The 20,292-nt window shown below is 58.8% G+C and carries 21 protein-coding genes and 2 pseudogenes; 12 read left to right on the plus strand and 11 right to left on the minus strand.

Translation table 11 applies throughout. From position 1 onward, the window contains the following. Positions 1-241: 241 nt before the first annotated feature. Together GIW28_RS28210 and GIW28_RS28215 are read left to right on the plus strand one after the other, a co-directional pair. Positions 242-688: pseudogene (locus GIW28_RS28210) on the plus strand (thioredoxin family protein); the annotation flags it as partial. Between the two features lie 93 nt (positions 689-781). Continuing rightward, entirely contained in the window at positions 782-1,849 is a 1,068-nt protein-coding gene (locus tag GIW28_RS28215; protein ID WP_017135286.1) for an AI-2E family transporter, read from the plus strand. A gap of 31 nt (positions 1,850-1,880) precedes the next feature. On the opposite strand, the gene GIW28_RS28220 is transcribed toward GIW28_RS28215, so the two are convergent. From GIW28_RS28220 to GIW28_RS28230, 3 genes are all read right to left on the minus strand, one after another. Further along, on the minus strand, positions 1,881-2,063 hold the full coding sequence (locus GIW28_RS28220) for a hypothetical protein (RefSeq protein WP_017135285.1): 183 nt from the start codon (positions 2,061-2,063) through the stop codon (positions 1,881-1,883). A gap of 90 nt (positions 2,064-2,153) precedes the next feature. Further along, positions 2,154-2,348 carry a hypothetical protein gene (locus GIW28_RS28225; protein ID WP_010211349.1) on the minus strand — a complete coding sequence of 65 codons (195 nt, stop codon included), beginning with the start codon at positions 2,346-2,348 and terminating at the stop codon, positions 2,154-2,156. Between the two features lie 257 nt (positions 2,349-2,605). Next, positions 2,606-2,959, minus strand: coding sequence for a hypothetical protein (locus tag GIW28_RS28230; protein WP_017135284.1), 354 nt, complete (start codon positions 2,957-2,959; stop codon positions 2,606-2,608). 156 nt (positions 2,960-3,115) lie between these two features. Here GIW28_RS28230 and GIW28_RS28235 point away from each other — a divergent pair, with 156 nt between their 5' ends. Further along, positions 3,116-3,934 (plus strand): shikimate 5-dehydrogenase, encoded by an 819-nt coding sequence (locus GIW28_RS28235; protein ID WP_138452640.1) that lies wholly within the window; start codon positions 3,116-3,118, stop codon positions 3,932-3,934. Positions 3,935-4,054: 120 nt separating this feature from the next. Here GIW28_RS28235 and GIW28_RS28240 read toward each other — a convergent pair whose 3' ends face one another. After that, complete coding sequence (locus tag GIW28_RS28240; protein WP_017134565.1) at positions 4,055-4,705, minus strand: YceH family protein; 651 nt, start codon at positions 4,703-4,705, stop codon at positions 4,055-4,057. 117 nt (positions 4,706-4,822) lie between these two features. Between GIW28_RS28240 and GIW28_RS28245 the strand changes: the two genes are divergently transcribed. Next, complete coding sequence (locus GIW28_RS28245; RefSeq protein ID WP_017134564.1) at positions 4,823-5,332, plus strand: DUF1993 domain-containing protein; 510 nt, start codon at positions 4,823-4,825, stop codon at positions 5,330-5,332. A 69-nt stretch (positions 5,333-5,401) separates the two neighbouring features. Here GIW28_RS28245 and sstT read toward each other — a convergent pair whose 3' ends face one another. After that, entirely contained in the window at positions 5,402-6,622 is a 1,221-nt protein-coding gene (gene sstT / locus GIW28_RS28250) for a serine/threonine transporter SstT (protein WP_017134563.1), read from the minus strand. A gap of 242 nt (positions 6,623-6,864) precedes the next feature. On the opposite strand from sstT, the gene GIW28_RS28255 reads away from it, so the two are divergent. Beyond that, a complete protein-coding gene (locus tag GIW28_RS28255) occupies positions 6,865-8,022 on the plus strand; it encodes an MFS transporter (RefSeq protein ID WP_017134562.1) in 1,158 nt (385 codons plus the stop codon). A gap of 126 nt (positions 8,023-8,148) precedes the next feature. Here GIW28_RS28255 and nhaR read toward each other — a convergent pair whose 3' ends face one another. Next, on the minus strand, positions 8,149-9,051 hold the full coding sequence (gene nhaR, locus GIW28_RS28260) for a transcriptional activator NhaR (RefSeq protein ID WP_017134561.1): 903 nt from the start codon (positions 9,049-9,051) through the stop codon (positions 8,149-8,151). A 134-nt stretch (positions 9,052-9,185) separates the two neighbouring features. Between nhaR and GIW28_RS28265 the strand changes: the two genes are divergently transcribed. The 4 genes from GIW28_RS28265 to mnmH all read left to right on the plus strand — a co-directional run bounded on the left by GIW28_RS28265 (position 9,186) and on the right by mnmH (position 12,446). After that, positions 9,186-9,437, plus strand: coding sequence for a hypothetical protein (locus GIW28_RS28265; RefSeq protein ID WP_017134560.1), 252 nt, complete (start codon positions 9,186-9,188; stop codon positions 9,435-9,437). A 28-nt stretch (positions 9,438-9,465) separates the two neighbouring features. After that, entirely contained in the window at positions 9,466-10,215 is a 750-nt protein-coding gene (locus GIW28_RS28270; protein WP_017134559.1) for a TerC family protein, read from the plus strand. Positions 10,216-10,308: 93 nt separating this feature from the next. Further along, positions 10,309-11,343 (plus strand): selenide, water dikinase SelD, encoded by a 1,035-nt coding sequence (gene selD, locus GIW28_RS28275; RefSeq protein WP_017134558.1) that lies wholly within the window; start codon positions 10,309-10,311, stop codon positions 11,341-11,343. Beyond that, positions 11,343-12,446: a tRNA 2-selenouridine(34) synthase MnmH gene (gene mnmH, locus GIW28_RS28280; protein WP_177034972.1), complete on the plus strand. Its 1,104-nt coding sequence runs from the start codon at positions 11,343-11,345 to the stop codon at positions 12,444-12,446. Before selD ends, mnmH begins: the two co-directional genes overlap by 1 nt. 118 nt (positions 12,447-12,564) lie before the next feature. On the opposite strand, the gene GIW28_RS28285 is transcribed toward mnmH, so the two are convergent. Next, positions 12,565-13,620: a permease gene (locus GIW28_RS28285; RefSeq protein WP_177034973.1), complete on the minus strand. Its 1,056-nt coding sequence runs from the start codon at positions 13,618-13,620 to the stop codon at positions 12,565-12,567. Between the two features lie 199 nt (positions 13,621-13,819). Further along, positions 13,820-14,521 (minus strand): histidine phosphatase family protein, encoded by a 702-nt coding sequence (locus tag GIW28_RS28290; protein ID WP_099550054.1) that lies wholly within the window; start codon positions 14,519-14,521, stop codon positions 13,820-13,822. Positions 14,522-14,773: 252 nt separating this feature from the next. Between GIW28_RS28290 and GIW28_RS28295 the strand changes: the two genes are divergently transcribed. The 3 genes from GIW28_RS28295 (at position 14,774) to hemB (ending at position 17,408) form a co-directional block, all read left to right on the plus strand. Next, positions 14,774-15,472, plus strand: a complete 699-nt coding sequence (locus GIW28_RS28295) for a glutathione S-transferase N-terminal domain-containing protein (RefSeq protein WP_017137779.1) — start codon at positions 14,774-14,776, stop codon at positions 15,470-15,472. Positions 15,473-15,475: 3 nt separating this feature from the next. Beyond that, complete coding sequence (locus tag GIW28_RS28300; RefSeq protein ID WP_099550053.1) at positions 15,476-16,318, plus strand: PhzF family phenazine biosynthesis protein; 843 nt, start codon at positions 15,476-15,478, stop codon at positions 16,316-16,318. 115 nt (positions 16,319-16,433) lie between these two features. Then, the gene (hemB, locus tag GIW28_RS28305; RefSeq protein WP_069786976.1) at positions 16,434-17,408 is read left to right on the plus strand and encodes a porphobilinogen synthase; all 975 of its coding nucleotides are present in this window, start codon (positions 16,434-16,436) and stop codon (positions 17,406-17,408) included. A gap of 53 nt (positions 17,409-17,461) precedes the next feature. On the opposite strand, the gene GIW28_RS28310 is transcribed toward hemB, so the two are convergent. From GIW28_RS28310 to GIW28_RS28320, 3 genes and pseudogenes are all read right to left on the minus strand, one after another. Further along, complete coding sequence (locus GIW28_RS28310) at positions 17,462-17,848, minus strand: hypothetical protein (protein WP_236448000.1); 387 nt, start codon at positions 17,846-17,848, stop codon at positions 17,462-17,464. A gap of 219 nt (positions 17,849-18,067) precedes the next feature. Further along, positions 18,068-18,499 carry a hypothetical protein gene (locus GIW28_RS28315; RefSeq protein WP_017137783.1) on the minus strand — a complete coding sequence of 144 codons (432 nt, stop codon included), beginning with the start codon at positions 18,497-18,499 and terminating at the stop codon, positions 18,068-18,070. Next, positions 18,496-20,193: pseudogene (locus GIW28_RS28320) on the minus strand (RHS repeat-associated core domain-containing protein); the annotation flags it as partial. The pseudogene GIW28_RS28320 and the gene GIW28_RS28315, both read right to left, overlap by 4 nt. Positions 20,194-20,292 lie beyond the last annotated feature (99 nt).

Below are 20,292 nucleotides of genomic sequence, written 5' to 3' on the forward strand. Positions count from 1 at the left end.
GCGTAAAGGAGCTGGCACACGCATTTATTGATCCAGGTCGGGCTTTTGCGGGTTTTGTATCGCTGTGTATCGGCGGGTGCCGTTCGACACAGGCGTGATACCTCAGAGGGTTTCAATAGGCACTCTGCGACTCGACAAGGTAATCACCATGCGACCTATCACATTCCTGTTTACCAGCCTGCTGCTGGCTTTCGCTCTGACCGCAAGCTGGATGGCCAGTGGCGAGAGCAAGCAACCTGCGGGTGCCACGCCGTCGCTGGCGGGAGCGGTCGAATGGCTCAACTCACCGCCTCTGAGCCTTGAAGCGCTCAAAGGCAAAGTAGTGCTGGTGGATTTCTGGACCTATGACTGCATCAACTGCCGGCGTGCGCTGCCCTACGTCAATACCTGGGCCAAACGCTACGAAAAAGACGGTTTGGTGGTGATTGGCGTACACACGCCCGAATACGCGTTTGAGCACATCCCGGCCAACGTCAAGGAACAGGTGCGCAAGCTGGGCATCGGTTATCCGGTGGCTATCGACAATAACTACGCGATCTGGCGCAGCTTCGATAACCAATATTGGCCGGCCCACTACCTGATCGATGCCAAGGGGCACGTGCGTTACAGCCACTTCGGTGAGGGACGCTACGAGGCTCAGGAACAGGTGATTGAAGTACTGTTGAATGAGGCCAGGGCGATTCAATGAGGCGGTCTACGCTTGAAGGGCACTCCCAGGTTCTGCCGCGGACTAAGCAACAGGGCCGCTGAAGGCCCTCTGCTTTTCTGACATGGACCGGACATGAACCAAACCAACCTTCAATTCAAAACCCTGCTGTTATTGCTGGCCCTGGTGACCATCGCCTTTATCTGGATATTGCTGCCGTTCTATGGCGCGGTGTTCTGGGCGGTCATCCTTGGCATCATCTTCGCCCCGATGCAGCGGCGCCTGCAGCAACGCTTCAGCTGGAACCGCAACCTGACGTCCCTGGCCACCCTTACGGTATGCCTGGTGATCGCAATTTTGCCGGTGATCATCACCAGCGTGCTGCTGGTGCAAGAGGGCGCCACCCTCTATAAAAATATCGAAAGCGGCAAATTGGACGTGGCGGGGTATATCGAACAGTTCAAGAACATCCTGCCACCGTACTTCCAGCACCTGCTCGACCGCTTCGGCATGGGTAACCTGGAGGGGCTGCGGGAAAAGATCGTCAAGAGCGCCATGCAAGGCAGCCAGTTCTTTGCCACCCAGGCGTTCAGCTTCGGCCAGGGCACGTTTGATTTCCTGGTGAGCTTTTTCATCATGCTGTACCTGCTGTTTTTCCTGCTGCGTGACGGCCCGGAACTGGTGCGCAAAGTACGTACGGCGGTGCCGTTGGCCGAGCCGCAAAAGCGCCGGTTGCAACTCAAGTTCAATCGGGTGGTACGTGCGACCGTCAAGGGCAACGTGTTGGTCGCCGTGACCCAGGGTGCGCTGGGCGGTTTGATCTTCTGGTTTCTGGACATTCCCAGCGCGTTGCTCTGGGCGGTGTTGATGGCGTTTCTGTCGTTGCTGCCAGCCGTCGGCGCTGGGATCGTGTGGGGGCCGGTGGCCGCCTACTTCCTGTTGAGCGGTTCGATCTGGCAGGGCGTAGTACTGGGCTTGTTCGGCGTGTTCGTGATCGGGCTGGTGGACAATGTATTGCGCCCGATCCTGGTGGGCAAAGACACCAAGATGCCGGATTACCTGATCCTGATCTCGACCTTGGGCGGCCTGTCGGTGTTTGGCTTGAATGGCTTTGTGATCGGGCCGCTGGTGGCGGCGCTGTTTATGTCCAGTTGGGCGTTGTTTGTCGAAAGCAAGCCGCGGGTCAAACTGCCATTGCCCTAGTTCTCAGGCGTGAGTTTTCAGGCCAGAGGCTTCAGGCATGGAGCCTGAAGTTCGACACCTGTTGTTGCTGTTGTTGCGCAGCGGACAGCGAGGTGAGCGGGCCGCTGATGGTTTCGCCATCGCGTACCACATACCAGCAGGCCAGCAACCCGAGCTCCCGGAGTGGGGCGGGGACGGCACTGCCGACAACGGACATGATTTGAACAGTAGGCATAGGCACCTCCAAAGGTATGGGGGTCACCTTACGGGCTGATGGCGCGTAGGAAAAATCACCCTTCTCGATAGTCAACATTAACGCCAGGCGTCAATCCACTACTTGATCGAGCATGTTCACCACTTCCTGCTCGCTGAGCAGGCCTTTGCGCACCAGGTTTTCTGCCAGCAGCGCGAGAAATTTTGCGCTGCGGTGGCCCTCTAGGTGCTTGAGTTCGGTAAGTGCGCTGTAAACCTTGCTGGACGTGCACAGGCCAGCGGTGCGGTGCGGGTTTTGCGTGGGCATGGTCAGTCGTCCTTAATTGTTATTGGGTGGACCGCTCGATAGTGAGACCGTTGAGTGACGTAAACATGACAGCGCAGGCCCAGGTCAAGCAAGTGGACATTTGACCGTCATGATGTGGGATTGCGGTTCGGGCATTGTCCTCATAGCGACCTTGGCATGATAAAACCGGGCTTTTCAGGCAAAACTCAGGCAAAACGCAGGTAAAAAAAAGACCCCGCGTGTGGGCGAGGCCTGTTCATTTCTAACCTGACTGCGTGTTACCAGCCGCGGCCATAATAACCGTGGGGAGGGCCATAGTAGCCGCGTGGTGGGCCGTAATAGACCGGCGCCGGGCGGTAGTAAACCCGCTGTTGCACATACACCGGCGGTGGCGGTGCGTAGTAGACCGGCGGCGGTGCGGCATACACCGGTTGCGGCTGGACATACACCGGTTGCTGCACGTAAACCGGCTGGGATTGGCTGGCAACTACGGAGCCAACAACGGCTGCGCCGATCAAACCACCCAATATGGCCGGGCCACCCCAACCACCACCGTGGGCGGAGGCTTGGCCTGCCATAGCGAGTGCGCCGATAAGCAAGGCGATTTTGGGGATTTTACGAATCATGGTCATTCCTCGGTTAGCCCCTGCGCTTGTGGTCTGCAATCAATAGACTCAAGGATTGTCGCGGGGATACTTTTAAGACAACGTATTTCTGAAAAACAGCACCGCCGCTAGGTAAAGGTTGTGTAAGGTCTGTACCGATTTGCTTACTCAAAGGAGTTTTCCATGCAGATGCACCCCAACAAGGACACCCAACTGTGCATGTCATTGTCGGCGCGTCCCGGGAATTTTGGCTTGCGATTTCACAACCATCTGTACGAACAGCTGGGGCTGAACTTCTACTATAAAGCCTTCAGCAGCCAGGATTTGCCCGGCGCGATCGGCGGCATTCGGGCGCTGGGCATCCGTGGTTGCGGGGTGTCCATGCCGTTCAAGGAAGCTGCCATTGCCCTGGTCGATGAGTTGGATGCCTCGGTCAAGGCCATTACTTCGCTCAACACCATCGTTAATACCGACGGCCATCTCAAGGCCTACAACACCGACTACATTGCCGTGGAACAATTGCTGAAAAAGCACGCGGTGCCCAAGGATTCGACCTTCGCGCTGCGTGGCAGCGGCGGCATGGGCAAGGCTGTGGCCAGTGCCCTGCGTGACGGCGGTTATGCCAACGGCGTGATTGTGGCGCGCAACGAAGCGGCGGGCCGGGCGTTGGCGCAGAGCCTGGGGTATGAGTGGCAAGCAGAGCTGGGCGAGTTGCGCCCGCAGATGCTGGTCAACGTGACGCCGATCGGCATGACCGGCGGTGCAGAAGCGGACCAGTTGGCCTTTGCGGCCGATGCTGTGGACGCTGCTGACACGGTGTTCGATGTGGTGGCGATCCCCGCCGAAACGCCGTTGATCGTGCGCGGGCGTGCCCAGGGCAAACGAGTGATTACCGGGTTGGAAGTGATCGCAATCCAGGCGTTGGAGCAGTTTGTGCTGTACACCGGTGTGCGGCCAACGGACGAACAGTTCCAGGCGGCAGTGGCTTTCGCCCGAAATTAAAGCACTGCGCAGATCCAAATGTGGGAGCGGGCTTGCCCGCGATGAGGGCGTGTCAGCCGCCTTATACATCACTGACCCACCGCAATCGCGGGCAAGCCCGCTCCCACATTTTTAATCGGGTTAAGCCTGTTCCAACTGGGCCAGGCGCTCTTCCAACGCTGCGATCCTGGCTTCAAGCTCCTCAATACGCTCCACCGAAACTCCGCCGGCCGAACGCTCCACCGGGCTCCCGCGTGCCGCGATGATCGCCTCAATATCCGCCGGATCCCCCAACGCATGGGTATAACGATCTTCCCGTTGCCCTGCCTGGCGCGGCACCAATACTGCCAGCCCGCGCGCAATCAGGCGTTCAAGCTGGTGCACGACCTGTTCGGCATCTTCAAAGTCATGCATGCGCCCGCTGCGGGTCAGCAGTTCGTTGACGGTCTGCGGCCCGCGCAGAAACAGCAGCCCGATCAGGATTACCTGGGCCGGCACCAGCTCCAGTGCCTTGTCCACCCGATGCTCCCAGCGGTCGGCGCGGCTGCCCATCACCAGTCGGGTAAAGCCTTGGCCCTCGAGCACCCGCAGGCTCTGGCCGACCTGGCCCTGGCTCAAGTTGGTCACCGGTTCCCGGCTGGTCTTCTGGTTGCAGGCCAACACCAGCGCATTGAGTGTGAGCGGGTAGGTTTCCGGGTTGGTCGCCTGTTTTTCGATCAGGCAGCCCAGGATGCGGATTTCCGTGCTGTTCAGGCGCGGCTCAGGGGTGTCGGTGTCGTGCTCGGCGGTCATCGCGCTTTCCCTATGCAGTGAAGCTCACTAGCCTAATCCTGAAAAAATAAAAGACAAGCCGCAGGCATGGCTATAATCGCCGCTGGTTCCAAACCCTGCCATCACCGTGAGACTGTCATGACTATTTCCCTGTACGCCGCCTCCATCCCGGTCTTCAAGCAAATGCTCAACGCGCTGAGCGACGTGCTGAACAAAGCCGAAGCCCACGCCACCGCCAAGAACATCGAACCCAATGCCTTGCTGCAAGCGCGTCTGTTCCCGGACATGTTCCCGCTGGTGCGCCAGGTGCAGATCGCCGTCGACTTCGCCAAGGGCGTTTCCGCGCGCCTGGCCGAGATCGAAGTGCCGAAGTACGAAGACAGCGAAGTGACCTTCGCCGATCTGCAAGCACTGATCGCCAAGGTGCTGGCATTTGTCGACACCATCAAGCCTGAGCAAATCGACGGCAAGGAAGGCATCGAGATCATCACCCGCCCAGGCACGCCGAAAGAGAAGCGCTTCAGCGGTCAGTCTTACCTGCTGACTTATGGCCTGCCGCAGTTCTTCTTCCACGTCACCACCGCTTACGCTTTGCTGCGTCACAACGGTGTGGAAGTGGGCAAGCGCGATTACATGGGCGCTTTCTAAGCATCCAGATACAAAAAAAGCCCGGGATCGTTGCTGTCGAACGCCCCGGGCTTTTTTACGCCTGGATAGTTAAGCCGTTTGCTCTTCCTTGCCCAGGCAGGCGGCTGCCGTGAACAGCACATCGGTGGACGAGTTGAGCGCGGTTTCCGCCGAGTCCTGCAGCACACCGATGATGAAGCCTACGGCCACCACCTGCATGGCGATCTCGCTGGGAATGCCGAACAGGCTGCACGCCAGGGGAATCAGCAGCAACGAGCCACCGGCCACACCCGACGCGCCGCAGGCACATACCGCCGCGACCACGCTGAGCAGCACGGCGGTTGGCAGGTCCACGGCAATACCGAGCGTGTGCACGGCGGCCAGGGTCAACACGGTGATGGTAATCGCCGCGCCGGCCATATTGATGGTGGCGCCCAGCGGGATCGACACCGAGTAAGTGTCTTCATGCAGGCCCAGGCGTTTGCTCAGCGCCAGGTTCACCGGAATATTCGCCGCCGAACTGCGGGTGAAGAACGCGGTGATGCCGCTTTCGCGCAAGCACATCAGCACCAGCGGATAAGGGTTGCGGCGCAGTTTCCAGAACACGATGGCGGGGTTGATCACCAGCGCGACAAACAGCATGCAGCCGATCAGCACCACCAGCAGGTGGGCATAGCCGAGCAGGGCGCCGAAACCGGAGGTGGCCAGGGTCGAGGCCACCAGGCCGAAGATACCCAGCGGCGCAAAGCGGATGACGACGCGCACGATCAGGGTGACGCCATTGGACAGGTCATCGAGCACCGTGCGGGTGGTAACACCTGCATGGCGAATCGCGATGCCCATGCCGATGGCCCAGGCCAGGATGCCGATAAAGTTGGCATTCATCAGCGCGCTCACGGGGTTATCCACCACGCTCAGCAGCAGGCTTTGCAGCACTTCGCCGATGCCGCCGGGGGCGCTGACGGTGGCGTCATGGGTAGCCAGCACCAAAGGCGACGGGAACAGCATGCTGGCAACCACTGCGACGACGGCAGCGGCAAAGGTGCCGAGCAGGTACAGGAACAGGATTGGCTTGATATGGGTTTCCTGGCCATGTTTATGGTTGGCGATAGACGCCATGACCAAGACAAACACCAGAATCGGCGCAACGGCCTTCAGCGCGGTGACAAACACCTTGCCGATAAAACCAGTGGCTCGCGCAGCCTCGGGCAACAGCAAGGCCAGTAAGATACCGGCCACCAGGCCGATGACAATTTGGGTGACCAGACTGACGCGCATCAGTCGTTGCAGCAGGGAAGGGGCAGCAGTCATAAACAGTTGTCTCTAGTTTTTTTAGTAGGACGCAGCATTGCAGGCACAGAGCGACGTAGGAAGCAGGCCCAAAGTCTAACATGCTGTAGGAAGCGTCCCGTTTCGGTGCGGCATTCCGTCACCCGCAACTGTAGGGTTTGGCCAGGCCAAGACCTATTCTGTTAAGATTGCGGCCTCTCATCTTTCCTCTCCGTCAGCGAGCCCTTCGGGCTGTCGTTGATGTCGTCGTTTCTGGAGTTTTCATGTTGTTCCCTATCCTGCTGCTGTCGGCCGCCGGTTTTACCGTGCTGACCACAGAATTCATCATTGTCGGGCTGCTGCCGTCGATCGCCCGCGACCTGAACGTCAGCGTGTCCCAGGCCGGGCTGCTGGTGACGTTGTTCGCGTTTACCGTGGCGGCATTCGGGCCGTTCCTGACCGCATACTTCGCGCGGTTCCAGCGCAAGCGCCTGTTTATCTGCATCCTGATCATGTTTGCGCTGGCTAATACCGTGGCGGCATTGGCGCCGAACATCTGGGTCATGGCCTTGGCGCGCTTGATTCCGGCGTTGGGGTTGCCAGTGTTTTGGGCCTTGGCGAGTGAAACAGCGGTGGATATCGTCGGGCCGGAGTTTGCCGGCCGGGCCATTGAAAAGATCGGTTTCGGGATTGTCTGCGCCACGGTGTTCGGCATTCCGGTTGGCACCTTGATCTCCGATATGTTCGGCTGGCGCACGGCGTTTGCGATTCTCGCCGTGGTGGCGTTGGCCAAGGCCTTGCTGCTGTTTATCTACCTGCCGGTGACCACACCGAAGAACGATCAGGTGAGCCTGCGCTCGCAGTTCAAGCTCCTGCGCAACCCGTTGATGCAGGGCCATATCCTGCTGTCGATCCTGGTCTTCAGCGGCATGTTTACCGCTTACACCTACCTGGCAGACATCCTTGAGCGCCTGGCCGGCTTCGACGGCACGCTGGTGGGCTGGTGCTTGATGGGTTTTGGCGCGGTGGGCCTGATCGGCAACGCCCTCGGCGGGCGTGCGGTGGATCGTCACCCGCTGATTGCGTCCATGGTGTTTTGCGGGTTCATGATCGCCGGCATGGTCGCGGTGGTCCCGGCGATTCACTCCACCCTCGGCCTGGCAGCGGCGATGGCGGTGTGGGGCGTGACCCAGGCGGCGATGTTTCTGGTCAGCCATGTGCGCCTGATGAAAGCCGCGCCCCACGCCCCGGCGTTTGCGGCGTCGCTGAATATCGCTGGCGCCAACTTGGGTATTGGCCTGGGGGCAATGGTGGGTGGGCATGTGATCGACACCCTTGGCCTTGCCAGCCTGGGGTTTGCGGCGTCCGGATTTATCCTCGTATCGATCCTGCTGGCGCTGTGGTTGATGACCGCCGAGCAGCCGATGGCGTCCAGCGCCTGAGTCAGCCTGGCTGGGACGGGATCAGGCTTATGTGGGAGCCGGGCTTGCCCGCGATGCAGGCACCTCGGTGTATCAGTAAGACCGAGGTGATGCTATCGCAGGCAAGCCAGCTCCCACACCTTGCCGTCAGGGCAGGGCGGTAAACAGCTCGCGCCGCGCCCCTTCGGTAATCGCCACGATGCCGGGGTGCTTGATCTTGCGTTCCACCGAGATCGCGTAGAACGACTCGGTGACCGCATCGGTCTGGCCGATCAGCGCCACGCCATATTGGCGCACCACCTCATCGGCGATCACGCTGGGGGCGATAAATATCCCGCTGCCCGACTGCCCAAACGCCTGCATCAACGCGCTGTCGTCGAACTCGCCGATGATCTTCGGCTGGATCTGCTGCTCGGCAAACCAGCGCTGCAAGCGGCTGCGCACCACCGTCTCTGCGCCCGGAATCAATAACGGCGCGCCCTGCAGGCAGTGTGGGAAATCGCCGCCGTATTGGTCCGCCAATGCCTGGGTGGCGAAAAAGCTGATGCCGCATTCCCCGAGTTTCTGACTGTAGCCTTTGATGTCCAGATGCGTGGGCATAGGGCTGTCGGAGATCACCAGGTCCAGGCGCTGGATCGCCAGGTCGGCCAATAACCGTTCGAGTTTGTCTTCGCGGCAGGTGATGCGCATCGGCTCGCTCAACTCCATGGTCGGCGCGATCAGCCGATAAACGATGGATTTTGGCACCACATCCGCGACCCCGACCCGAAACAGGATCTGCTGTTCGTCGGGTGCTGCGCGCAACATGGCTTCCAGCTCGTTACCGGTCTGGAACATCTGCTCGGCATAGGGCAAGGCCCGTCGCCCGGCTTCGGTGAGTTCCAATTGGCGACCGACACGCTGAAACAGGGCGATACCAAAGGTCTGCTCCAGCAGGCTGATCTGGCCGCTGATGGTCTGCGGCGTGAGGTTCAGTTGCTCACAGGCGCGCACAATACTGCCGGTCTTGGCCACCACCCAGAAGTAATGCAATTGTCGATAATTGAGCATGGCGGTCTACACTTCGTAAAAACCGAAGTATACGTGAGAAAAAAACGAATTTTACTGAACTGTTCAGCTGCATAGAATGCCTCGCTATCGAGGGGCCACTATTTGGACCCAATGGTTCTAACGAGGAATACATGATGAAACTCAATTCCCTGGGCGCGGCGTCCGTACTTGCGCTTTCATTGGTGATGATCAGCGGCTGTGATCAAGTCGAAAAGAGCGCGCAGCAGGTGCTGGGCAAAGCCACCGAATCGGCCAAACAAGCCATCGATGACACCCACAAGGCCGCCGAGCAGGCATTGAGTGAAGCGACCCAAGGTTTGATCAAACCTGAAAAAGACGCTGAGCAGGCCGAAAAAGAATCTGAAACCCAGCGTAAAGAAGCTTAATTTCCCAGCACAACGTCAGGACTGACCTATGGACTACCTTTTACAACTGGCCGCCAGCCCGACCGCCTGGGTGGCACTGGCCACCTTGATCGTCATGGAAATCGTGCTGGGCATCGACAACCTGATCTTCATCTCGATCCTCACCAACAAGCTGCCCGAAAAACACCGGGCCAAAGCGCGGCGTATAGGCATCAGCATGGCGTTGATCCTGCGTCTGGGCCTGTTGAGTACCATCGCGTTTATCGTGCAACTGACCGCGCCGGTGTTCGAAATTTTCGGCCAGGCGTTTTCCTGGAAGGACATGATCCTGATCGCCGGTGGCCTGTTCCTGGTGTGGAAGGCCACCACCGAGATCCACCACAGCATGGACCCGGAGCCCGAGGAGAAAGCCAGCGTCAGCAACACCGTGGCCATCGGCTTTGCCGCCGCGATTGGGCAGATCCTGTTGCTCGACCTGGTGTTCTCCATCGACAGCATCATTACCGCCGTGGGCATGACTGAGCACTTGCCGATCATGATCATCGCCGTGGTGGTCTCGGTGATCGTGATGCTGGTGGCGGCCGAGCCGTTGGCCAAGTTCATCAACGACAACCCGACGGTGGTGATGCTGGCCCTGGGCTTCTTGATCATGATCGGCATGACGCTGATCGCCGAAGGTTTCGGCGCCCATGTGCCAAAAGGCTATGTGTATGCGGCCATGGCGTTCTCGGCGGTGATCGAATGCCTGAACATTGCCCGGCGTAACCGTCACAAACGCTTGCTCGCAGCCCGCCCGTAAGCGCTGAAGCAAAAAGCCGGCTGTGCTCACAAGAGCCCAGCCGGCTTTTTGCTGTCTGTTAGAATCGGCCCACTTGATACCTTGAGGTCCACCATGAACGAGCCGATTCGCCTCACCCAGTACAGCCACGGCGCGGGTTGCGGCTGCAAGATTTCGCCCCAGGTGCTGGAAGTGATCCTCGCCGGCAGCGGCGCACAGAACCTCGACCCCAACCTGTGGGTGGGCAACGCCTCGCGTGACGATGCGGCGGTGTACGCCATCGACGACGAACGCGGCGTGGTCTCCACCACCGACTTTTTCATGCCGATTGTCGATGATCCGTTCGACTTCGGCCGTATTGCCGCCACCAACGCGATCAGCGATATCTACGCCATGGGCGGCGACCCGCTGATGGCCATTGCGATTCTGGGCTGGCCAGTAAATGTGCTGGCGCCGGAAGTAGCCCGCGAAGTGATCCGTGGCGGCCGCTCGGTGTGCGACGCCGCCGGTATTCCGCTGGCCGGCGGGCACTCTATCGACGCGCCGGAGCCGATCTTCGGCCTGGCCGTGACCGGCATCGTGCAAAAGCGCCATATGAAGCGCAACGACACCGCCACCGCGGGTTGCAAGCTGTACCTGACCAAACCGCTGGGCATCGGCATCCTTACCACCGCCGAGAAGAAGGGCAAATTGCGCGAGGCGGACATCGGCCTGGCCCGTGACTGGATGTGCACGCTCAACAAGCCTGGCAGCCGTTTTGGCAAGTTGGCCGGCGTAACGGCCATGACCGATGTCACCGGTTTCGGCCTGTTGGGTCATCTGGTGGAAATGGCCGACGGCAGTGGTCTCACCGCCCGCATCGAATATGCCAAAGTCCCACGCCTGGCCGGAATCGAGGACTACTTGGACCAAGGCTGCATGCCCGGTGGCACCTTGCGTAATTTCGACAGCTATTCAAGCAAGCTGGGGCGTCTGCAGGAACTGCACAAGCGCGTGCTGTGCGACCCACAGACCAGCGGCGGCCTGCTGATCGCCGTTACCCCGGAGGGCGACGCCGAGTTTCACTCTGTGGCCGCAGAACTGGGCCTGAGCCTTGAGCCAATCGGCGCACTGGTTGAGCGACAGACCCACGCGGTAGAGGTGTTTTGATGGCAACTGACATCACCAACTACCGCGACATCTTCCTCAACGACCGGCCGATGATGGATACCCGCGCGCCGATCGAGTTCACCAAGGGCGCGTTTCCCGGCGTGGTCAACCTGCCGCTGATGACCGACGACGAACGCCAGCGGGTCGGCACCTGCTACAAACAGCAGGGCCAGCAAGCGGCCATCGTGCTGGGGCATGAGTTGGTGTCCGGGGCAATCAAGGCCGAGCGCATCGAGCATTGGGCGCAATTCGCCCAGGCCAACCCCGACGGCTACCTGTACTGCTTTCGCGGCGGGCTGCGGTCGCAGATCGTGCAGCAATGGTTGAAGACCGAAGCGGGTATCGAGTATCCCCGCGTCGGCGGTGGTTACAAGGCCATGCGCACCTTTCTGCTGGAAACCCTGGAGCAAGCGACGGCCGAGTGTGATTTCGTCTTGCTCGGCGGCATGACCGGGACCGGCAAGACCGAGGTGCTGAGCCAGTTGCGCAATGCCTTGGACCTTGAAGGGCACGCCAACCATCGCGGCTCCAGCTTCGGCAAGCGCGCGACGGCGCAACCGTCCAACATCGACTTTGAGAACCGCCTGGCGGTGGACCTGCTGAAGAAACGCGCGGGCGGTATCGAACAGTTTGTGGTCGAGGACGAAAGCCGCATGATCGGCAGCTGTGCACTGCCGTTGCCGTTGCATAAGGGCATGCAGACCTTCCCGATGGTGTGGCTGCAAGACAGTGTTGAAGGCCGCGTCGAACGGATTCTGCGCGATTACGTGGTTGATCTTTGCGCCGAATTTATCGCGGTGTTTGGCGAAAGCGGGCAGGCGTTGTTTGCCGAGCGCTTGACCCAGAGCCTGGCCAACATCCACAAGCGCCTGGGTGGCGAACGCTTCCAGCGCTTGCAGGCCATTTTGCAAGATGCCCTGGCAGAGCAGGCGCGCAGCGGTGCTGTGGATTTACACCGGGTGTGGATCGAAGGCCTGTTGCGCGAGTATTACGACCCGATGTATGCGTTCCAGCGTGAAAGCAAAGGCGCGCGAATCGAGTTTGCAGGGGAGCAGGGCGCGGTGGTGGCGTACTTGCGCGAGCGGGGTGCCAGGCGGGGGTGATGCGGTGGGTTTGAGGACCTCATCGCAGGCAAGCCAGCTCCCACATTTGACTGCATTCACAGATCAACATGTGGGAGCTGGCTTGCCTGCGATTAGGCCCTAAGCCCCACAACAAAGCCTAAAGAATCACCGCCCCGATCAACCCACACACCACCCCCACCAGCATGGTCAGCCCGGCCACCGTCACCAGCACCCGCGCGTCGAAGTCCTTGCGCAGCATCAACAGCGACGGCAGGCTCACGCTGGGCAAGGTCATCAGCAACGCCACGGCCGGGCCGGTGCCCATGCCCAATGTCATCATGGTTTGTACGATAGGAATCTCGGCTGCCGTAGGAATGACGAACAGCGTGCCGGCGATGGCCAGCGGTATCAGCCACACCAGGCTATTGGCCATGGCCCCGTCGACATGGGGAAACAGCCACACCCGCGCGGCGCCCAGAATCAGCACGGCGAGGATATAGATCGGGATCGTGCTCCAGAACAGCTGCCACAGAGTCCGCAGCCACCGGCTCAAAAATGGCTGCGACTCGGTCTGACTCGCGTCAGCCACTGCGTCCAGTGCCGCTTCCGGCACATGGTCGGGACGGGAAATGCGTTGTGCGACCAGCGACACGCCCACCACCAGCACAATCCCCGCCACCAGGCGTAACGCGGTAAAGCCCCAACCCAGCACAAAGCCCATGAACACTAAGGTTGCCGGGTTCAGCACCGGGTTGGCGATCCAGAAGGCCAGCGCCGCGCCCACCGACACCTGCTGACGGCGCATGCCCGCTGCCACCGGGGCCGCGCAGCAACTGCACATCATCCCCGGCAAGGCGAACAGCCCGCCACGCAGGGTCGAACCCAGCCCGGCGCGGCCAAACAGGCGCAATAGCCAGTCGCGGGGGATCAACACTTGCAGCAGTGACCCCAGAATCACCGCCAATACGGCAGCTTTCCAGATCGCCAGGAAATACACCTGAGCATAGGCCAGTGCCGCGGCCAAGGGTGAGCTTTGCTGATCGTTGAGAATCGAGGCGCCGATGCTGTGGTTATCCGCAGCGACAAAGGCCTTGAGGTAGTAGGGCGACCACTTCACGTAATAGAGGCCGATGCAGGCCACCAATATGAACAGCGCTGGTTTCCACCAGAACGACCAGCCCCGGTTGGGCTGGGTGGAGATGAGGTTGGGCATGGTGCAGGTCCGCAGATGATTCAATAGCGGGCCATCATACGCGCCTACCACCGATCGTTCCCACGCTCCTGCGTGGGAATGCAGGCTGAGACGCTCTGCGTCGCGACGCTGGCCCCAGCACCTGAACCTCGCGCAGGGTGAAAGTTGAGCGTTACGGAGTGAATTCCTACGCGGGAGCGTGGGCTCTATCTGCAGGGCTTCAGATATCCGCGCTCACTTGGGTTGCATCCGGGCATGTCTGCTGGCCGTTATCCAGGCCTTGCTTGTAGTTGCGGCTCAGCAGCGAAGCCTTGCCGTTGTGCCAGGTCAGTGTCAGTACATAGAGCGTGTCGTAATCGCCGCCCGACCAATCGTCCGTGATGGTGTGTTTTTCACCCGAGGCTTCACTGGCCACCCGGTTGATCAGCTCCGGCAAATAACCGTGTGACCAGGCGGTGTAGATGATGGAATTGTGGTACTTGTCTTCCACCAGCTCATCGGCGAGGTCGTGGGTGTCATTGGCGGAGAACTTGATGTTCACCGGCAGGCCGAGCTTGATGGCGCTGGGGCTGATGGTCATCAGGGGTCGAATGTAGCTGTAGGAGTTGTCGTGCTCGCCTTCCTCGACATTGCGCGTCGGGTTGGGCGCAAATACGTAGTTGGCCTTGCCGAATTTTTCCGGCAGCACGGTGGCCAGGTTCATCGCGCGGTTCAAACCCTGGCAATTGAGCTGGCCGAGGCCGCCGACGGGTTTTTCGCCGTGGCGCAGGAACACCAGGGTTTGCACACCGTCCACCGGCGCGGCGCGGCTGATTCGCGACTCCAGGGTCAGGCCGATGGCGCCGCCCACCAGCAACAGCGGCAACATGATGTAGGCATAACGTTTAAGACGTTGCGCAAGGCACAGAGGCTTGATTGTCATTGTAGGTTCGAGTCTTCAGTGCAGCGATTAAGGCGAGCAAGCCTGGCCCCAGCGACGCATCCAGCGTGCTGCGGTTTAACCTGTGATTGTTACGGGGTGTCTTCCTTTCACCGTCATGGCGCAGTTAAGAGTATGAATCGGCTCTTTGGTTCGCCTGCGCGCACCATAGCGCGGTTATGTTGCGCAATGATGACCCATGCAGGACGGCGTGCAGGTGGCTATTATGGGGACTTTGAGCCTGGGGACTTCCCGATGAACGCACTTGCCGCTTTCCCGATCAACAGCAAATGGCCCGCCCAGCACCCGGAGCGCTTGCAGCTGTATTCGCTGCCCACGCCCAATGGGGTCAAAGTGTCGATCATGCTGGAGGAACTGGGCCTGCCTTATGAAGCACATAAGGTCAGTTTCGAGACCCAGGACCAGTTGTCGCCAGAGTTCATGTCCCTGAACCCCAACAATAAAATCCCGGCGATCATCGACCCCAATGGCCCGAGCGGTCAGCCGCTGGCGTTGTTCGAGTCCGGGGCGATCCTGATTTACCTGGCGGAAAAAACCAGCCAGTTGCTCTCCGAAGACCCGGCCACCCGTTACGAAACCCTGCAGTGGCTGATGTTCCAGATGGCCGGTATCGGCCCGATGTTTGGTCAGGTCGGGTTCTTCAACAAGTTTGCCGGCAAAGCATACGAAGACAAACGCCCACGTGATCGCTACGCCGCCGAATCTCGGCGTTTGCTCGGCGTGCTGGAAAAACACTTGCTGGGCCGCACCTGGATCATGGGTGATGAATACAGCATCGCCGACATTGCCACCTTCCCATGGATCCGCAACTTGATCGGTTTCTACGAGTCCGGCGACTTGGTTGGCATCGCTGATTTCCCTAATGTGTTGCGTGCACTGGACGGTTTTGTCGCCCGCCCGGCGGTGATTCGTGGCCTGAGTATTCCGAGCTAAGACATGCCGACTTTCGATTTCAAGCAACTGGATGTGTTCAGCCGGGTTTCGCTCAAGGGCAACCCCTTGGCGGTCGTGCTCGGCGCCGATAGCCTCACGGACCAGCAAATGGCCGACTTCGCCAACTGGACCAACCTCAGCGAGACCACGTTTTTGCTGACGCCGCGTGACCCTCGGGCGGATTATCGGGTAAGAATTTTTACCACGCTTAAAGAGCTGCCGTTCGCCGGGCACCCGACCCTGGGCAGTTGCCATGCGTGGCTGCAGGCAGGCGGCGTGCCCAAGGGTGAGGAGATTATCCAGGAGTGCGAAATCGGCCTGGTGCGTGTCCGTCGCCAAGGTGATGAACTGGCGTTTATTGCACCGCCGTTGTTGCGCACAGGGCCGGTGGAAGCGCCCCTGCTGGAGCGCGTGCGCCTGGGGTTGGGCCTGGCACCTGAGGCCATTGTGCGCAGCCAGTGGGTGGATAACGGCGCGGACTGGCTGGCGGTGATGCTGGCCGACCGCGAGCAGGTGTTGGCCTTGCAGCCCGATTACGCGCAATTGCACGGCCTGGCCATTGGCGTCATCGCGCCCTGTGACCCGGCGCGTGACGAGGTGGACACCCACTTTGAAGTGCGCGCTTTTATCGCCGGTGACGGCGCCCAGGAAGACCCGGCCACCGGCAGTTTGAATGCCGGTGTTGCCCAATGGTTGCTGGCCGAAGGCCTCGCGCCCGAGCGGTATGTGGTCAGCCAGGGCACCGCGATTGGGCGTGCCGGGCGAATTCACGTGGAGCGCCAAGGTGATGAAATCTGGGTGGGCGGCGCAGTGGCGGCGTGCATCGAAGGGCGAGTCCAGCTCTAGATCAATATATTGTTACGGCCCACGCAATACACTATTGGCCCCTGGGCGTTTGTGCTGCGGGGGCCAAGGGGCATAAGCTTTTGCCCCAACTATTCTGCCGCTATCCAGGAAAGCCATGACCAGCCAGTTCCCCCAAGCCCGTCCTCGCCGCCTGCGCCGCTCCCCGGAGCTGCGTGGCCTGTTCCAGGAAACCGAATTCACCCTCAACGACCTGGTACTGCCGATTTTTGTCGAAGAAGAAATCGACGACTTTGTGCCGATTACCAGCATGCCGGGCGTGGTGCGTATTCCTGAGAAAAAACTGGCCGGTGAAATCGAGCGTTATGCCCGTGCCGGGATCAAGTCGGTGATGACCTTCGGCGTGTCCCACCACCTGGACGCCAACGGCAGCGACACCTGGAAAGAGCGCGGCCTGGTCTCGCGCATGTCCTCGATCATCAAGGACGCCGTGCCGGACATGATCGTGATGTCTGACACCTGCTTCTGCGAATACACCGACCACGGCCACTGCGGCGTGATGCACGGTGCCCACGTCGACAACGACGCGACCCTTGTCAACCTCGGCAAACAAGCCGTGGCCGCCGCCCGCGCCGGTGCCGATGTCATCGCACCGTCGGCCGCCATGGACGGCCAGGTCCAGGCCATTCGCCGTGCCTTGGACGACGCGGGCTTCACCCATATCCCGATCATGGCCTACTCCACCAAATTTGCCTCGGCCCTCTACGGCCCATTCCGCGAAGCCGGCGGCAGCGCCCTCAAGGGCGACCGCAAAAGCTACCAGATGAACCCAATGAACCGCCGCGAAGCCGTACGCGAGTCCCTGCTCGACGAACAGGAAGGCGCCGATGCGCTGATGGTCAAACCGGCTGGCGCCTACCTCGACATCATCCGCGACATTCGCGAAGCCTCACGCTTGCCGGTGGCTGCGTATCAGGTGAGTGGCGAATACGCGATGATCAAATTTGGCGCCCAGGCAGGCGCAATTGATGAGGCCCGAGTGGTGCGCGAGACGTTGGGGTCGATCAAGCGGGCTGGCGCGGATTTGATTTTTACGTATTTTGCGATGGATTTGGCGTTGGCTGGGATCTGATTTTGGGTTTTGGGCCTGTGGCGAGTGAGGTTGCTCGTCACAGGAGCTTGAAGCTATGCATACAGTGATTCAGACCATCGTGTGCGATACGCAATTTGCTCGTTAATGTCGTTTGTGAGTTCATTTTCTTCATAATCGAATATACGAACGAGCTTCGCGTCCGGATCACCTAGTTTTGTTTCGTAAGCAACCAATCCACTAGACATTTGTGAGCACATTGCCGAAGGATATACATTGATTTTAGCGCCTTTACAGAGGAATTTTATGTCGCTAAAGTCTTTTCTCATTAGGCCGAAACATATATAGATGTCAATGTCGGTGTAAGTTTCTTTTACGCCGTTCGCGAACGTTATCGAGAGCGTTGCTGTTTTTCCATCACACTCGATGGTCGCATTTTCGCGAATCGAATTTCTGATTGTGGTGATTTCTAATTTTTTCACTTTCTAACTTCTATTGGGATTAATCAGGTCAACCTCGGCAAACAAGCCGTAGCCGCCTGCGTCGGCGCCCATGCACGGCCAAGTCCAGGCGACCGGCTGCGTACTCGACGACGCTGGCTTCACCCAAATCCAAATCATAGCGTTGGCCGGGATCTGATTTGGTTTGTAGGCCTGTGGCGAGTGAGTATCTCGCCACAGGGTTGGTATTGACTGATTTCGTCAGTCGTTACTTTCTTTTGGATCAAGGGCTTCAGTTCGATCTGCACCTATAGACGTTATCCATTCTTTGTAAAAATTATATTGCTCGTTTGGATCGCTCGTGAGGTTATGTTCTTCAAAGTCAAATATGTTGACCAAATCTTCTCGTGTAGCGCGTTTTCCAAGAGTTAATTCATAAGCAACCATTCCTCCACTCATCTGCGAGGCCATGCTAGAAGGCCTGACATTGATTTTTGCGCCTTTGCAAAGAAACTTTATATGAGGGAATTCTATTCTAACTTTTGCCAAGCATTTGTACATGTCTTCTGCTGTGTATACTTTCGCAAAATTATCTGCTTCGGAAAACTTTAACTTTATATGGGCTGAGTCATACTTGAAAGTGACGTATTTTTCTACACCATTTACTATGGCTTTGATTTTTTTTGTTTTCATTTTATTTTCCTGTTTGGGTTTGGAATCGAATATCCCACATAGCTGCCATCTCGTTTCATAGGCGTCGCACCCAAAATGTCTTCTGTATTTATCTTGCTTTGTATAGCTATTTCGGCTTCATTGTCAAAAGGAGCTAATTTTCCTAATTCTTTGTTAACGTCACGACCGGGAATCTTTTTTAGCGCGTAGAGAAAGCCTTTTCGAGTTCCGTATTCGGTCGCAAAATCAATTCCGATAAGTTTCGAGGGAGAAGTACTTATGAAGTTGCTCGGTGGGTTGTTGCTGTCGAGCGCGTGCAAGTATAAGTCATTGCTGTCGCCCTTGCTTTTAAAACCATATTGAAAAATACGGTCTGGAGTTTTGTCATCGCCACGGAATAAGTATTCGCTGTTGCTGGCTGGCTGTTTGGGCTCTCCCTTGTTTACTTTCGCTTTGGCGATGTCTACCGCTTCAGATTTTGATTTACAGCCATGCTCACCAGGGCACGAGTTCAAACCTAGCGGATCCACCCACCCGGTAGGGTTCGGCACGTACCGGTACGCATTAATCCCACCCGCCAGCTTCACCGGATCCGGCGTCAGGTAGCGACCAATATCTGGATTGTAGTAGCGATGCCGGTTGTAGTGCAGTCCACTTTCCGCATCGAAATATTGGCCCTGAAAACGCAACGGGTTGTCGATTTTTCTGATGTCTAGGCGGGCGATTTCACCGTAGGCGCGGTAGTGCGCGGACCAGACGATTTCGCCTTCGGGGTTTGTCAGTTCCTGTGGCGTGCCGAGGTGGTCGAGTTGGTAGTGAAAGGGCTTTGTTTCTTGTGGGCCAAAGCCTTCCAGCAGTACCAACGGGCGAAAACTATCTGGCTCGTAGATATAGCAGCGATGCCGATCCGCGTGGTGTTCAGCTACCAGCTTGTCGCCTTGCCAGAAAAACTCCGTGGTTATGTCGTTAACGGTTTTGCTGACCCGCCGTCCAAATGGGTCATAGCGATAGCTGGCGGTTTGCCCATTGGGTTGGGTAATACCAATCAACCGATGCTGGCAGTCGTAGCGGTACTCGGTGACGAGCTGATGACCCTTGCCACGCCGCTGTCGGATCAAATTACCGAAGGCGTCATAGTCATAATGATGATCGCCTTGGATCATCAACCGGTTCCCCGCCACGATGTCCGGGCCGGGGCGGTCTTGCATGAGGAGGTTGCCAGCCGGGTCGTGGCCGAAGCGTTCCTGCACGTCTTGCGAGTGGTCGGCGCGGGTCAGGCGGGCGAGGGGGTCGTAGTGGTAGTGGTGTTCGCCTTTGCGGGTGTCGAGCAGGCGGGTGAGGTTGCCGGTTTTGTCGTAGTCGTATTGGCGTTGGTAAAGGGTGTGTTGCTGTTGGCTGACCGCGTGGGCGTGCAGGCGGTTTTGGTCGTCGTAGTGGTAGTGACTGAGGAGCTGGCCCTGCTGGCGTTGGTGTTCGCGGCCGGTTTTGAACAGGTGGGAGGTGAGGGTTTCGCCATTCAGCTCGACGGTGGAAAGGTGGCCGCCTTTGTCGTGGTTGAAGGTGAGGCGGTTATTGTCTGGCAGGCGCAGTTTGTGCAGTTGGCCGCAGGCGTCATAGCCGTAGCGCAAGGTGCCCCAGCCTTGGTGTTCGGCGGTGAGGCGGTTTTGTGGATCGTACTCGTAGGCCAGCGCCCAGTGGCCGTCGTCGACGCTGATGCTGTCTCTTTTACCCATCTCCGAGCCCACGAGGCGACGAGGTTAATCTCGTATGCCGTCTTTTTCTTGCAAAAAAAAAGCAAGCTGGCTGCTGACCGC

The organism is Pseudomonas sp. PA-5-4B, from assembly GCF_021606215.1.
In the GTDB taxonomy this organism is placed as follows: domain Bacteria; phylum Pseudomonadota; class Gammaproteobacteria; order Pseudomonadales; family Pseudomonadaceae; genus Aquipseudomonas; species Aquipseudomonas edaphica.